The 15468-nt window shown below is 39.9% G+C and carries 16 protein-coding genes; 9 read left to right on the top strand and 7 right to left on the bottom strand.

The features are described from left to right. Positions 1 to 70 precede the first annotated feature (70 nt). The 5 genes from N8A89_RS13665 (at position 71) to N8A89_RS13645 (ending at position 4490) form a co-directional block, all read left to right on the top strand. Positions 71 to 979, top strand: coding sequence for an aldose epimerase family protein (locus tag N8A89_RS13665; protein ID WP_281542747.1), 909 nt, complete (start codon positions 71 to 73; stop codon positions 977 to 979). A 32-nt stretch (positions 980 to 1011) separates the two neighbouring features. Continuing rightward, complete coding sequence (locus N8A89_RS13660; RefSeq protein WP_281542746.1) at positions 1012 to 1572, top strand: DUF2911 domain-containing protein; 561 nt, start codon at positions 1012 to 1014, stop codon at positions 1570 to 1572. A gap of 2 nt (positions 1573 to 1574) precedes the next feature. Beyond that, entirely contained in the window at positions 1575 to 2582 is a 1008-nt protein-coding gene (gene meaB / locus N8A89_RS13655) for a methylmalonyl Co-A mutase-associated GTPase MeaB (RefSeq protein WP_281542745.1), read from the top strand. Between the two features lie 86 nt (positions 2583 to 2668). Then, positions 2669 to 3628, top strand: a complete 960-nt coding sequence (locus tag N8A89_RS13650; protein WP_281542744.1) for a glycosyltransferase family 2 protein — start codon at positions 2669 to 2671, stop codon at positions 3626 to 3628. Next, a complete protein-coding gene (locus N8A89_RS13645) occupies positions 3612 to 4490 on the top strand; it encodes a lysylphosphatidylglycerol synthase transmembrane domain-containing protein (protein ID WP_281542743.1) in 879 nt (292 codons plus the stop codon). The genes N8A89_RS13650 and N8A89_RS13645 overlap by 17 nt, the downstream gene beginning before the upstream one ends. Positions 4491 to 4507: 17 nt before the next feature. Here the strand turns inward: N8A89_RS13645 and N8A89_RS13640 are convergent, their stop codons facing one another. The 5 genes from N8A89_RS13640 to mazG all read right to left on the bottom strand — a co-directional run bounded on the left by N8A89_RS13640 (position 4508) and on the right by mazG (position 9260). Continuing rightward, positions 4508 to 6166, bottom strand: a complete 1659-nt coding sequence (locus N8A89_RS13640; protein WP_281542742.1) for an ArnT family glycosyltransferase — start codon at positions 6164 to 6166, stop codon at positions 4508 to 4510. Then, complete coding sequence (locus N8A89_RS13635) at positions 6163 to 6732, bottom strand: phosphatase PAP2 family protein (protein ID WP_281542741.1); 570 nt, start codon at positions 6730 to 6732, stop codon at positions 6163 to 6165. Before N8A89_RS13635 ends, N8A89_RS13640 begins: the two co-directional genes overlap by 4 nt. Before the next feature lie 5 nt (positions 6733 to 6737). Then, a complete protein-coding gene (locus tag N8A89_RS13630; RefSeq protein ID WP_281542740.1) occupies positions 6738 to 6965 on the bottom strand; it encodes a hypothetical protein in 228 nt (75 codons plus the stop codon). 46 nt (positions 6966 to 7011) lie between these two features. Further along, positions 7012 to 8394 (bottom strand): MATE family efflux transporter, encoded by a 1383-nt coding sequence (locus tag N8A89_RS13625; protein WP_281542739.1) that lies wholly within the window; start codon positions 8392 to 8394, stop codon positions 7012 to 7014. Positions 8395 to 8483: 89 nt separating this feature from the next. Then, positions 8484 to 9260 (bottom strand): nucleoside triphosphate pyrophosphohydrolase, encoded by a 777-nt coding sequence (mazG, locus tag N8A89_RS13620; RefSeq protein WP_281542738.1) that lies wholly within the window; start codon positions 9258 to 9260, stop codon positions 8484 to 8486. Between the two features lie 102 nt (positions 9261 to 9362). Between mazG and N8A89_RS13615 the strand changes: the two genes are divergently transcribed. From N8A89_RS13615 to N8A89_RS13600, 4 genes are read left to right on the top strand one after another with little or no spacing between them, the layout of a single operon-like run. Beyond that, positions 9363 to 10298, top strand: coding sequence for a DUF5050 domain-containing protein (locus tag N8A89_RS13615; RefSeq protein WP_281542737.1), 936 nt, complete (start codon positions 9363 to 9365; stop codon positions 10296 to 10298). A 14-nt stretch (positions 10299 to 10312) separates the two neighbouring features. Further along, positions 10313 to 11146: a sugar phosphate isomerase/epimerase family protein gene (locus N8A89_RS13610; RefSeq protein ID WP_281542736.1), complete on the top strand. Its 834-nt coding sequence runs from the start codon at positions 10313 to 10315 to the stop codon at positions 11144 to 11146. 6 nt (positions 11147 to 11152) lie between these two features. Then, positions 11153 to 12052: an SMP-30/gluconolactonase/LRE family protein gene (locus tag N8A89_RS13605; RefSeq protein WP_289644467.1), complete on the top strand. Its 900-nt coding sequence runs from the start codon at positions 11153 to 11155 to the stop codon at positions 12050 to 12052. A gap of 36 nt (positions 12053 to 12088) precedes the next feature. Then, complete coding sequence (locus N8A89_RS13600; protein ID WP_281542734.1) at positions 12089 to 12541, top strand: DUF1569 domain-containing protein; 453 nt, start codon at positions 12089 to 12091, stop codon at positions 12539 to 12541. An 8-nt stretch (positions 12542 to 12549) separates the two neighbouring features. Here N8A89_RS13600 and N8A89_RS13595 read toward each other — a convergent pair whose 3' ends face one another. Both N8A89_RS13595 and N8A89_RS13590 read right to left on the bottom strand, forming a co-directional pair. Next, complete coding sequence (locus tag N8A89_RS13595; RefSeq protein ID WP_281542733.1) at positions 12550 to 13017, bottom strand: hypothetical protein; 468 nt, start codon at positions 13015 to 13017, stop codon at positions 12550 to 12552. A gap of 79 nt (positions 13018 to 13096) precedes the next feature. Then, positions 13097 to 15295, bottom strand: a complete 2199-nt coding sequence (locus N8A89_RS13590; RefSeq protein ID WP_281542732.1) for a DUF5916 domain-containing protein — start codon at positions 15293 to 15295, stop codon at positions 13097 to 13099. Between the last annotated feature and the right edge of the window lie 173 nt (positions 15296 to 15468).

Here is a 15468-nt window from a genome sequence, read left to right as displayed (position 1 = left end):
AAAGGACGATAGAAAAAAATGGATGTTGCAAAAAACTTCTATTTTTACACATCGCTTTAAAAATTTTCAATTGAAACAAGTTACAATATCCAACGCTTTTATGACATTGATGGTGCTGGATTATGGTGCCATTGTCCAGAAATTACTGGTAAAGGGGGCGGACGGGAAATACACCAATGTTGTAGTCGGGTTTAACCATCCCAGTCGGTATCGCTTGGACGAGAACTGTTTGGGTGCCTGTGTAGGACGCTATGCAGGGCGTATTTCAAATGGAGGTTTTGAGTTGGATAGGGAAAAGTTTCTTTTGTATCATGAGGAAGGTGTGCATTTACATGGTGGTAAAGAAGGATTCAACCAAAAATATTGGAACATTGAGGAAGTCCGCTACGAAGATGATCCTTACGTAAAACTTTCCTATAAAAGTAAACACCTGGAAGAAGGTTATCCTGGAAACCTTACCGTCACCGTTACCTATAAATTGGTAGGTAATGCATTGCAGATCGTACATGAGGCAGTAACGGACAGAAGTACCGTGGTTAATCTTACCAACCATTCGTATTTCAAATTAGATGACAGCCCTTATGTTGATGACTATGAACTGCAATTAAATTGTCCCTACTACTTGGAGACAACAGAAAAATTATTACCGACGGGCAATTTGATACCGGTAAGGAATACAGACTACAATTTTTTATTATCCAAAAAGATTGGTGTAAAACGATTGGACACTCCTTTTGTGAAGAATATTGGTAGTGAGAAGATTGCAGAGCTCTATTCCAATAAGTCGGGAATTTCATTGAAAGTATATACCAACCAACCTGCTGTGATCGTGTATACTCCTCCCGATTTTCCCGGGATTTGTTTTGAGACTCAGAATTATCCGGATGCTCCCAACCAAAGTGACTTTCCCTCAAGTGTTTTAAGACCAGGGGAAACGTATAACAACATTGCCATCTTTAAGTTTGATTTAGTACCTTAGAATAACTAAGGGTTTAAATAAATATAGTACCTATGAAATTTTTAAAGCGTTTTGGAATTGTTGTGATTGTCTTAGGTGCACTATTTTATTTTATCGGTATGCCTTACCTTAAAAAGCAGACTAAGAAAAACAGTCCGGAGAAAACTGCAAACTACACACTGGAGGGTGCTGAGCTTTCAGTAAACTATTCTAGTCCATCTAAAAAAGACCGAGTTATTTTTGGCGAACTGGTTCCTTATGGCCAAGTGTGGCGAACAGGGGCCAATGAACCCACCACTTTCTCTAATTCTGCAGAAATTATGATTATTGACAAGTCCTTACCTGCTGGAAAATATTCCCTTTGGACGATTCCCGGTAAGGAAAGTTGGAAAATCATCTATAACAAAGAAATTCCTGAATGGGGTGTAACCCTTTTAAGTGGCGGCAAGGAAACCACCAGGGATTTCGACAAAGATGTTTTACAGGTAGAGGTGCCGGTTAAACCACTGCCGGAGCCGGTAGAAAATTTTACCATCGACTTTAAAAATGAGGAGCAGTTGTACCTTACCTTAAGTTGGGACAAACAAAAAGTGAGTATCCCTATCAATAAATAAATTTGGAAACTACCGGAAAAAACGTGGGCCAAAAGTATTCCGTCGCAGAGCTTACAAAAGGGATTCTGGCCAACGATATTGCGATGCTGAGCAAAGCTATCACCATGGTGGAGAGCACCAATCCAGACCATCAAAAGATAGCAAACTCCCTTATTGAAAATTGCCTCAAAAAAGAATCAAATACCGTTCGCATTGGGGTTTCCGGTGTTCCCGGAGTTGGCAAAAGTACATTCATTGAAAGTTTTGGTAGCCTCATAGCAACTACAGGAAACAAAGTTGCCATACTTACCGTAGACCCAACAAGCAGCCAGACAAAAGGTAGCATTTTAGGTGATAAGACCCGGATGTACGAATTGGTTCAAAACGAGAATGTCTTTATCAGGCCTTCCCCGTCAGGAGACTCCCTGGGTGGTGTTGCCCGAAAAACAAGGGAGAGTATTATTATACTTGAAGCTGCCGGGTATGATGTTATTATTGTGGAAACTGTTGGTGTTGGTCAAAGTGAAATAGCGGTACATAGCATGGTAGATTTCTTTCTTCTCTTGAAACTGGCCGGGGCGGGAGATGAATTACAAGGCATAAAAAGAGGAATTATTGAAATGGCCGATGCCATTGCCATTAATAAAGCAGATGGCGAAAATGTTAGGATTGCTAAAAACGCAGAAGCCGAGTTTAAAAGAGCATTGCACTTATTCCCACCCAAAACCAATGGATGGACCACTAAAGTCGTTACCTGTTCCGCACTGGAAAATACGGGCATAGACTATATATGGGAGGTGGTAAAGGAGTATGTAACCGAAACTAAGCGTTCTGGTTATTTTAATGAAAATAGACAGCGTCAGAACAAAAGTTGGTTAACACAACATATTCAAGGGCTCCTATCGGACGATTTCAAACGGAACAAAAAGGTCTCCAAATTACTCCCAGAATTACAACAGGAAGTTATGTTGGGCTCAATCTCCCCTTTCATGGCGGCAAAAAAATTAATGCAAGCCTACAAAAGCTCTTAGAAAACTTAGAAAGTCTAGCCACTATTTGTCAATTATCATCTTAGGGATAAAAAACATAACTTTGCCCAAAATCCAAACAAAGCTTAATGGATATAGTTACTCCTGAACTTTTATCAATTGTTGTTCCACTGTACAACGAAGAAGAGAACGTAGCACTTTTAACGCAAAAAATCCATGAAAGCCTTAGCGGGTATTCCTATCAAATCGTTTATATCGATGACTTTTCTACAGATAGAACGAAGCAGGTGGTAAAGGATATGGGCGATGATAAAGTCCACCTTCTCGAATTAAAAAAGAATTATGGACAAAGTTTGGCACTGGCTGCTGGTTTGGACTATGCCAGCGGCGAGTATATCATTACCATGGACGGGGACTTGCAAAACGACCCTAGCGATATCCCACAAATGCTTTCCTTTGCCATAAACGATGAATATGATGTAGTAACCGGGATTAGACAAAAGAGAAAGGATTCCCTAGTCAAAAAGATTCCTTCAAAAATTGCCAACTTTTTGGTACGACGTGTTACCAAATTAGACATTAAGGACAATGGTTGTGCACTTAAGGTATTCAACAAAAGTATTGCAAAAGACCTGAACCTTTATGGCGAAATGCACAGGTTCATCACACTTTTAGCCCATCTGGAGGGAGCGCAAATCAAACAGGTTCCGGTAAAACACCATGCACGGCACGCCGGCGTTTCCAAATATGGTTTAGAACGCGTGTTTAAGGTAGTTGCGGATATGATGTTGTTGTTGTTCATTCGTAAATACTTTCAACGCCCTATTCACCTTTTTGGGATTTTCGGGTTTTTAATGATTCTATTGGGAGTACTAATCAATATTTATTTACTTATCGTAAAACTTGGTTTTGGCGAGGATATCGGGACACGCCCTTTACTTATGTTCGGAATGATGTTCATTCTGGCAGGTATTCAATTGTTTACCATTGGAATTGTAATGGAACTTTTGATAAGAACCTACTACGAATCGCAAAAAAAGAGGCCTTATCGTATTAAAAAAGTAAGCGTAGGTGGCAAAACGGAATAAAATTCTTACTACGCTATTTAAACTAATTATAAGCGTAGCGCTCGTTTACTTCATATTTTCCAAAATTGATTTAAGTGCCATTTTTTTCAATTTAAAAAGGAGTAATCCCTACTTCTTATTAATTGCCTTGGGTTTCTTTACATTATCAAAACTCATATCGGCTTTTAGGCTAAATCTCTATTTTCACAATATCGGGGTTTTACTAACTCAAAAAAGCAACCTCCAACTTTATTTTTTGGGGATGTTTTACAATTTGTTTTTGCCGGGAGGCATTGGTGGGGATGCCTACAAAGGGTACTTAATAAGAAAACGGTTCGAAGTTTCTACCAAGAAAGTAGTTAGCGTGCTGGTGCTGGACCGCCTCAGCGGACTAACCCTTCTCTTTCTGTATGCCTGTTTCTTGTTAGCGCTCTTAGAACGCGAAAGCCTTGAGTCAATCAGATTTTTGTTGATACTCGCCATTCCCTTAGCGGTTGCACTCTTCTGGCTATTGAACAAATATTTCTTTAACTATGTTTTAAACGTTTTTTGGAAATCGTTGGGTTATTCTGCACTTATCCAAATTGCACAATTAATCGCCGTTTGGTGGATTATGAAAGCTCTTGGTATAGAATTGGACCAAATCGCATACCTTCTGATTTTTCTAATTTCCTCCATTGTATCTGTCTTACCAATTACTATCGGTGGAATTGGAAGTAGGGAAGTTGCATTTTTCTACGGTGCTACCTTTTTAAAATTGAATGAGAATATTTCTGTAAGTATCAGTGTAATTTTCTTTCTGATTACGGCAGTCATATCGTTAATTGGAATATGGTACCACTTTAAGAAAATCAGCTTGGAAGTGAATAATCAATCAAAGTAATACAGTGGGAATGTAAGTTAGTAAACATGCACTAAGTACATGTTGTTAAGCACTTTATACCTAGTATTCGGATTTAAAAATTTGGCCTGGAGGCGCGTAATCCTAAAATGTTTCACGGAATACTGCTTATCCCAATCTACGCCGGCATTTCGCAATTCCTCCAATTCATTTTGATTAACATACACCCATATATCTTTTGCAGCTTTGACCGCATCAAGGTTGGATAATTTTACGGGGTGTTGGTTATAAAAGTCCAAAGCCCAGGTATAGTCCTTTCCAATTTTATAAATATTATCCACAGGTATTTCCTTTTCTTTAACTATCTGGGCCATTGATGATCCTCCCTGATAGTTCAAAAGATTTGGATAGAAATGCAGATTAAGCACGGTATTCAATAATAATGAAGCGCAAACCGAAATTGTTATAAGGCGTACATAATGATTCTCTCTTTTTAGAGCATAGTAAATCGTAACAAGTCCCGCAAATATCAAAACTCCCCAGGCCCATGGTGTTTTAAGCTTAAATACAAAGAAGCATATTAATGAGCAGGAGATAAAAACAATTCCAAGAATAAAATATTGACATCCCAGAAGCACATTCACCGCTCTCTTTTTGTCAAATCGATATAGATTATAGAGATAAGAAGCTGTAAGGATTGAGAATAAAGGGATGGTCACGTTTAGATAATGAGGCAATTTAAATTGTGCGAAACTTATGAGGATAAATACAAATGTAATACCGCCAAGGACTAAAAATTCATATTTTGGATTGTAGGCAAATTTAAGTTTGAAAAACGTCTTTACCCTACAACAATATGCCGTGATTGCTATAATGGTCCATGGTATAAAGACCCATAAAAAAGTATGGAAAAAGAAAAAATAGTCACTGCTGTTCTTTCCAATACCCTCTCCGCTTAACCGTTCAAAACTTTGTTCCCAGAAAATAAAAAAGATTCCACTGCGATCGGACTTACCCCTAATAACCTTTTCTGGATGTAAGTCAAACTGGTGATAATACGCATAGAGCATCGGTGCTATTGTAAGAGCGAAAATTAATAAAGCCAAAACGACTTTCCAGCTAAGAAAAGATTTCCATTTTCGGGTGTATGCTATATGACATAATAAAGGTAATCCGATTACTAAAAGAGCTATTTGACCTTTTGTGGAGAAGGCAATTCCAGCACCAAAGGCTCCTAAGACTATAGCAACCAAACTTCTATATTGAATGTACCGGGCCAACTGCCAGATAGAAAAAATAGTGAATCCCGTCAGCACGGCATCGGTACGAACATCGATTGCGCTTAGAACAATGGTTTGAGCTGTCATAAATATAAGAGCGGCCAACTTTCCAGTATGCTCATTATAAAGTAGCTTTCCCAAACCATAAGTACTGTAGGCCGCCAAAAGGGTTGCCAGTATTCCGGGAATACGATATGCCCAATCATGGAGGCCAAATATTTTAAAGGAAATGGCCGCTAGCCAATAATGCATGTGAGGTTTATCCAAATATTCCTCAGGTCCTTTGAAAAGGCTTAAGAAATCGTTTTCTTGGACCATGCGCACGGCCATCACGGCAAACTGGGCAGAATCATTCTCAAAAAGGGTAACGAACATCCCTATAATGTAAACGAGTATAACAAGGGTAATCAAGAACCAATACCTTCTATTGGATATCATAGGGAGAATTTCCGGATTACAAATATATATAACTTTGCAAATAACCAACCAAGTAGGGAACCGATTATAGCTCCTGTAAGAATATCCAATGGAAAATGTACCCCTATATAAATTCTACTATAGGCAACTAATGCAGCCCATATCAAAAGAAGAAGACTAATATTTTTAAACTCTGACTTTAGTAGGATACCAAAAAAAATGGCTAGGGCAAAGGAATTGGACGCATGGGCCGAAAAATACCCATATTGCCCCCCGCAGTAACTTTTAACCAAGCGAACCACCGAGGATATTGTTGGGTCATGACACGGTCTTAAGCGGGTCGTGCCGTACTTGAACAAATTGCTCAACTGGTCCGAAATTGTGATTAAAATGGCCACGCTAACAATGACTACAATCGTCTTCTTTAGCCCAAACTTTCGATAGGTAAGTATCAAAAGAAACAGGTATATGGGTAGCGCGCTATATTTATTGGAAATAAACTGCCAAAAATTATCCCAAGAAGAATTTCCCAATCCGTTGAGGTAAATAAAAAGCTCTTGGTCCAGATGTAGCAATTCTTCAAGCATGATAACTAATCCTCGTACCTTGAAACTTCCCTATCATAAAAAGCCGTAGCTGCTTCAATTAGATTCTCCGCCTCCGATTCCAGTTCTTTTTCATCCTCTTTGGAAAATTCCTCCAGCCATTCCACCTCATCATCTTCCAAGTTGATAATGAATCGCGGATAATGAGTGTGGATTACGAAAATCGCATCGGGATAATCCGTGTTATCCCCCAGTAAAAATTTTGGAAATTCCATAGTTTATTTTTCAATAGCATATTTTAGCAAAAAGTCTTCGACTTCCCTAGGGATGCAATATATCTCTTTTTAATATGAGCCGTCTGGTCAAATAATTAAATCGAATATACAACATAATGGCAGATGCCGTTAGCCCCGTCAACAATCCCATCCAAATACCAATACTCTCCAAATTTGTATGCAGGCCTAAATAATAGGATACGGGAAAACCTATGCCCCAATAGGCAACGAAAGTTATGAGCGTTGGTATTTTAACGTCCTGTAATCCACGTAAAGCCCCCAATACCACTACTTGTACTCCGTCTGAAATTTGAAAAAAAGCGGCAACCAGTAACAGCTGTGCGGCTAAATAAATAACCTCATTGTTGTCCGCTACATTCATTACATCGTTTATGTCTAAGTAGAGCGTTGGAAACCAATTCCTCCCTAGAAGAAAAAGGATGGCAAAAATAATTTCAAGTAAAAAAGTGAGGAAGAATATGGATTGGGCTATTCTTCTTAATTCTTTAAAGTTTTGAAGTCCTTTCTGATTGCCTACCCTAATCATGGCCGCCACGCCCAAGCCCATACCGAACATGAACGTCATGCTACTTAAATTCAGTGCAATCTGGTTTGCTGCTTGGGGATTTTTGCCCAAGACCCCGCTCAACCAAATAGCTGCGGTGAAAATAACTACTTCAAAGAACATCTGTAGCGCGGAAGGAAAGCCTAAGGCAATTATCTTGCGCATTACTCGCTTTTCTATCTTTTTAAAATTGAAACCGGTTACATAATCGTGGAACTTATTCTTGTTCTTTAGTAGTAACCAAATGTACAGTACCATGATAATTCTTGAAACCAATGTGCCAATGGCCGCACCTACTATACCCAATTTTGGAAAGCCAAAAGAACCAAAAATGAGAAGATAATTAAGTACTATGTTGACCACGTTGGCAATAACCGTGGCGTACATAGGGTAACGCGTTTCGGATAGCCCCTCCGTAAATTGTTTAAAGGCTTGAAATATCACTAAAGGAACCAAAGATAAAGCCACTAGATCCAGATAAGGCATGGCCAATGAAACAACCTCTTGGGGCTGCTTCATCAAATACATTAAAGGTTTGGCCAGAAGAATAAGCAAGAACAACGCTACAGAAATCATGGTGCAAAGTATTAGACCATGCTTTAGGGAACTTTTAGCGCTATCCTTGTTACCTGCTCCATCGGCCTCTGCTACCAAGGGCGTAATTGCGGTAGAAAAACCTATGCCCAAGGACATGGCGATAAAAACGAAACTGTTTCCCAGAGAAACCGCAGCTAGTTCAGCGGTTCCTAATTGCCCGACCATAATATTATCAGCAAACTGAACGAACGTATGGCCCAACATTCCTAAAATGACCGGGACGGATAACTTTATGGTATAGCGAAATTCTTTAGTGTACTGGCGCAAGAAAAAAATCTTTGAAGGCAAAGATACTTTTAATTAATAGGACGGATAAACCCCAGTTTCAAAAGAACTATGCTTCGCTACTATTCGGACTAATCTATCTTTTTGGCCGCCTCCCAATGGACGTCCATTTCTTTAAGGTTCATATCCTGTAACGATTTTCCCTCTTTTAGCGCCTCCGCCTCTAAGTATTTGAATCTCTTTGAAAATTTTTTGTTAGTGCGCTCTAGGGCATTCTCCGGATTGATACCCAAGAACCTGGAATAGTTGATCATTGAAAATAGTACATCTCCGAACTCTGCCTCAATCTTATCCCTATCCCCTGCTTTCACCTCTTGCTGTAATTCGGCTAATTCTTCCTGCACCTTTTCAAAAACTTGTTCCGGTTCCTCCCAATCAAACCCTACGCCTGCTACCTTATCCTGTATGCGGTTGGCCTTGACCAATGCAGGCAGACTTTTTGGAACTCCCTCCAGAACACTTATCTTACCTTCCTTCAACTTAATTTTCTCCCAGTTCTGCTTTACCTCTTCTTCGTTGGATACCGTTACATCTCCATAAATATGTGGATGTCGGTTAATGAGCTTTTCACAGATTCCGTTGATGACGTCGCCAATATCAAAACTATCCGTTTCTGAACCTATCTTAGCGTAAAACACGATATGTAAAAGAAGATCTCCCAGTTCATTTCTTACCTCATCCAAATCGTTATCCAGAATAGCGTCACCCAGCTCATAGGTTTCCTCAATAGTGAGATGTCGTAACGTCTGTATGGTCTGTTTTTTATCCCATGGGCATTTTAACCGAAGTTCCTCCATAATGGTTAGCAAACGGTCAAAAGATGCTAATTGTGATGCTCTAGAATTCATAGCCATAATTTGGTTAAAAATACAAATAGCCTGTGTCATTCAAAGGATATTGTTCATTGAATTTTCGTACATTTAAAAGGCGTAAAACCAGAAAACTAAAACATGTCTAGTTTAAAAGTTTATCCAGTTATTTTTTTGATGATGTATATGTTAATTCCCTCAATCAAAGCCCAACAAAAGGATTCAACTAAGACAGACATTACCACTCTGGAGAGCACCCTAGAAACTATAGACATACGAACTATGGACAGAAAAATAGTATTGAAGACCAATAGTCACATAGAAGCGCCTAATTGGTCCCCGGATGGAAAAACCATGATTTACAATAGTGATGGATTACTTTACAGTATTCCTGTATCGGGAGGACAATCAAAACTTATACCTACCGGATTTGCCAGACGCATCAACAATGATCACGGAATTTCTCCCGATGGTAAACAACTGGTCATCAGCGATCAAACGGAAACTGGAAAATCCCTCATTTATACATTGCCCATAAACGGAGGTACTCCTACAAAAATTACGGAAAAAGGTCCCTCCTATTGGCATGGATGGTCTCCCAATGGAAAGACTTTGGCCTACTGCGCGGAGCGAAATGGCAACTATGACATTTATACTATCCCAGTGGAGGGTGGAGAGGAATTACGATTAACGAGCGCCAAGGGCCTTGACGACGGTCCCGATTATGCACCGGATGGCAAAAAAATTTACTTTAATTCCTCCAGAACAGGGACCATGCAGATCTGGCGTATGAACGTTGATGGAAGTAATCAAGAACAAATTACGACCGATGAGTTGCACGATTGGTTTCCACATCCTTCCCCAGATGGTAAATGGATTGCATATGTTACTTTTAATACGGATGTGCCAGCAGATCAACATCCTGCTAATAAGAATGTGATGTTGCGCATTATGAACCTAGAAACCAAAGAAATTAATACGATGGCAAATCTGTTTGGAGGTCAAGGAACTATAAATGTCCCTTCATGGTCTCCAGATTCAACCGAAGTAGCTTTTGTAAGCTATAAACTAAAATAACCCGATAAATATTTATGAATACGCGAAGAGAATTTTTAATAAAATCAAGCCTGGTTTCTGCAGGTGCATTTCTGATTCCCAATTTACTAAGGGCCAATGAATCTAGACAAGTGTACGGAGTACAATTGTATTCTTTTAGGGATGCCATGGCCAAAGATGCAAAGGGCACCTTGGAAAAAATAGCCAGTTTGGGAATAAAAGAAATTGAAACCGCAAGGTCGCAGAAAGGTCATTACTACGGGTTAAGCCCAACCGAAATGAAAAATACTTGTGCCGGTTTAGGAATGAAACTTAAAAGTGGCCATGTACACTTAGATGCCAACTTTGACCAAACCATCGAGGAGGCCGTTGCCTCTGGACAAGAGTACCTAATATGTTCGTCCATGCCCTCTAAAGGCCAGACCATTGACAATTATAAAAGAGTGGCAGAAAAATTTAATAAAGCAGGAGAAGCCTGCAGTATGGCGGGAGTAAAATTCGGTTATCACAATCACGAATATGAGTTTGAATCTGAAAATGGGAAAATCCTATATGATGTGCTAATGGATAACACACAGCCCGATTTGGTGCATATGGAGTTAGACCTTGGCTGGGTCATCATAGCGGGCAAGGACCCCTTGGACTATTTTGAAAAGTATCCTGGGAGATTTCCCTTATGGCACTTAAAGGATATGAATATGGAAAAGAAGGAGAGCACGGAACTTGGCAAGGGTGGTTTAGATGTGAGAAGTATGATGAAACACAAAGAACAATCCGGAGTTAAGCATATTTTCATAGAACAGGAAGAATATGAAAGCACCCCTTTTGAAAGCATGGAACACAATATGAAGTATTTGAACAATTTGTAATAAAGTATGAAATCGATTTCACAGTTTTTATTCACGAGTGTTGTTGTGCTTTTTAGTTATTCCGGTTTAGCTCAGGGTGAGTCTATTATCGCCGATGGTGCAAAATTAACCTTGGTTTCCGATGAATATCAGTTTACAGAAGGTCCGGCAGTTAATAGTGAGGGTGACGTATTTTTCACGGACCAACCAAACGATAGAATTTTAAAGTGGGACGCGGATAGCAATAGCGTATCTACATATATGCAGCCCTCCGGGCGTTCCAACGGACTTTATTTTGATCACAGCGGTAACCTTTTGTCCTGTGCCGATGAAAAAAATGAGCTTTGGCGCATAGATCCTGAAAAGAATGTAACCGTACTCATTGATAATTTTGAAGGGGAAAAATTAGGTGGACCCAACGACCTGTGGGTAGACCCAGAAGGGGGTGTTTACCTCACCGACCCTCTGTACGACCGCCCTTGGTGGAATCCTTCAGTTGAACGCATCAAAGAACGCCGTGTCTATTATCTTTCACCAACTGGTGACGAGCTAAAAATCGTAGCTGAAGATTTTGTTATGCCCAACGGTATTATAGGCTCTGCAGATGGAAAGACCTTATTTATTGCCGACATAGGCGACAAAAAAACTTATGTCTACATGATAAACGAAGATGGAAGCCTAGCCAACAGGAAACTCTTCTGCGAGCTAGGTTCAGATGGAATGACGTTGGACAATGAAGGAAATCTGTATTTGACGGGGGACGGGGTAACCGTGTTTGATTCCGAGGGAAATCAAATTGAGCATATCGTTACCGGTGAAAAATGGACGGCCAATGTCACTTTTGGAGGAAAGGATCAGAACGTGCTTTTTATAACCGCTATGGATTCGGTGTATACCTTAGAAATGAACGTTCACGGAGTTCGCTAGTTAGAAAAAGGTAAAATCAATCTTAAATCAACAATCATGAAAAACATTTTCAAAAAGAATACTTCTAAAGAGCTTATAGCTAGGATAGAAAAATTAACCCCAGAAACACAACCCTTGTGGGGTAAAATGAGCGTGTCTCAAATGATGGCACACTGTAATGTAGCCTATGACATGACCTATACTGACAAGTACCCGAAGCCAACAGGTTTTAAAAAATTCCTGATAAAACTATTTGCGAAGAACTTAGTGGTAGGTCCAAAGCCCTATAAGAAAAACATGCGGACCGCTCCAGAATTCCTGATTACAGATTCCAGGGATTTTGAAAAGGAAAAGCAAATCCTGATTCAGAATATCATTAAAACCCAAGAACTTGGTGAAGACCATTTTGAAAACAAAGAATCCCATGCCTTTGGACCGCTAACTTCTGCACAATGGAATACTCTCTTTTACAAACACCTCAACCACCATTTAGAACAGTTCGGGGTTTGACACTGTCTTTACGGTTGTCTCGTATAGACCAAACTTTGAATACCAGGGAGATCTTCGTTTCTAGATTCTCTTAGTGTATCCCCACTTAATGTGATAGGGCTAAAACCAACGCGATTAAGACTTAAAACGTTATTCTGAAAAGACCAATTTCCAGAATAAGAAATGGATTGTTCACATTGTATGGCGTATAAATCCCCCGTAATTGGAGTAATACTTACATCGGTTATGGAAGCTGTCCAATTGCCATTTTCGCTAATTATTAAAAGTCCGGTTAAGCACGGGAGTTCATCTACCATATTTGTAGAAGCAGTCCCATCATCGTTAGGGTCTTGCGGAATGCTTACATTCACTTCGGTAAGGCTCCAAGTTCCCACTACCAATGGTGTTGCTGTAGAATCCGTGGCACCATCGTCGGATGAGCATGAGACCAACGCTATCAACAGAGATAACCCAAGGATATATTTCAAATATTTCATAGTAAAGTTTTGGTAATATTATAAAAAATGAGGTTATAAAAAAATCGTGATGCTCAATTTAACAAGCATAGTGCAATCCTTATTTTACCAAATCGAACATACGGGTATATTTGATAATAAAGCTATTATTTAACGGGTCACCATCCCGGAGATTGTAGTTGTACACCACGAATAATCCGGTATTGGCACGCTCTAACCAACCGAACCTAATATTTGCCGCCCATAACTTATCCGTTGTATTATGTTGTATCAACCCTTGTAAATAAACGTTAGGCTTAAAAGAATACGATAATTGCGTTCTTAAAATGTTGGCCGTAAAATCCCCCACTGGTAACTGAAAGTTATTATACTGAAAGGTAACTTCCGAGTTGAACCGATCCCCAATTCTGTAGGCCGCAGTAACCGTTTCTATATATCGGGTCCCGCCAAAGGAACCCCCTATTACCGACCTTAAATTCACCGAAAACGGTTTACTCCTATTGGTAAAGAAAATAATCTGGGATTCTGCGTGACTGTAATTTCCAGGCTGTACAATGACATTGTCCCCTCTTGAAATATCAAAAGGAAAAACAACGCCCTCCTTGGTAATATTGACACCCGTATGAAGTTCTGATCCACTTTTCCATTCAAAATGATTATCCAAGTGCAAAAAGCTGGTTTCCAGAAAACCATCAAAATTCCAATAACCTCTATAAGAAATATGTGGGCGATACTCCAGAATTTTCGATTCCGGATTTTTTGGTCTTAAATGGTACAGTACAAGTCCTTCCGGTTTTCTAAAGGCCGAACGCAAAAGGAACCCTACCTCGGGGTTAAAGCCCTGTCCGACCTCTGTATATGCCGCTCTTAATTCCCAATTGTTCCAATTATAATCCGTTTGGAACTTAAAGGAGTTGGCATTTATAGTATCATTAGGATCGGAAGTATGGGCATAAAATCCAGACATACGTGCTTTTCTACCCAAGCCAAGTTTTCCATCTAAGGCAATGGTTCTATTAAAATCATCGGATTGTAAACCTTCTTTATTGATAATTGCGGCACCAAGTGCCGTTCTTCCTTTAAATTCGTGGTTAACCCTTGCGACGGTAAAATTATTGGCTTCCACACCAATATCGGAAACCTCTTCCGTCCACATGCTTAAGAGCCCAATATTTGTCCGATTAAGTTTTCCTGAAAGCCGCGCACCACCTATAATCGGAACGATGTTACCATTGTCACCGATTCCAATACGCCTACTAAAGAACAGATCAACCTCACCTGGACTACCAACGCTGAAGAGACCGGCATTCTCCAAGAAAAAGGGTCGCTTCTCGGGAAAAAACAGGTTAAATCGATCAAGGTTCACTTGCTGGTCATCTACCTCTACTTGGGCGAAATCGGTATTGTACGTAAGGTCTAAGGTCAAACTAGGGGTAATACTATACTTCACATCTCCACCTGCGTCAAAGCGGTAATCAGATTTAGGGTCGGTCAAGGCATAGTCCTTGGAGACACTCCCTAAAACATAGGGAATGACCTTGAGATTTCCGGGGCTACGCAATTCCAAACCTGTAAGGGTTCCAGCGAGTGAGAGACGTTTTAAATCGAGACCTAAGGGTATGGGCGACCAATAGGCTATTTCGTTACTTTTTCTAATATTTCTTCTAAAATTGATGCCCCAATCCTTCCCGGACTGAAATCGAAGTGTTCTCAACGGAATTACAAACTCAGCACTCCAACCGTAATCCCCTACACTGGCTTTCACCTCCCAAGAACCGTCCCAGTTCAAATTAAACCCACCAATGGTACCACCCTGTTGGCGGTTGGCATTAAAATTTCCCTGTCCTTCATTGTCTACCTGTGCATCGTATTCCACGCCTAAAGAGTTTGTTCCAAAAACAAATCCGTTCTGACCATCCCTGTACGTATCCAAAATAAAAAGAAAAGCATCGGTGTTGTCCAAGTCCGCGTCTCTTCTGGCATCGGAAACGACTAAATTGTTCGGTCTGGAATCATAACAAACTACGGAGACAAAAAAAGTTTCGGTCGTGTAGGCGATTCTTATTTCTGTTTTCTCCGATGCCGGAATTCCAAAATTAGGCTGGGTTTGGGTCAAATCCCCAAAAGGTTCTATGCTTTGCCAAATCGCATCCTCTATAACTTTTCCGTCTATTATCGGTTCCTCTGAAATGGGTACGGCTAAAGCCGTGGGTCTAATATTGTCTGAAGTTTGACCAAATACAATATTTCCAACTAGCAAAGAAATAACGGTGACAAGAATTTGTTTAAAGTGGGTCATTTTTGGATGATTGGTTCGGTGCTGTAACAGATGAACAAGATACTATTTTTTGTTATGCGACAATTATAAACAGAAAGGTTGATGACAATACGTAGAAAATAAAAATTAACCTAAATCATATTACCAAGGTTAAAAGAATAGCGCTTAGTTTAATTCCGTGTATTTTTTTATCT

Source organism: Maribacter aestuarii, assembly GCF_027474845.2.
GTDB lineage: Bacteria > Bacteroidota > Bacteroidia > Flavobacteriales > Flavobacteriaceae > Maribacter > Maribacter aestuarii.
The sequence above is the reverse complement of the archived record's forward strand: the minus strand, read 5'-3'. Positions and strand labels throughout refer to the sequence as shown.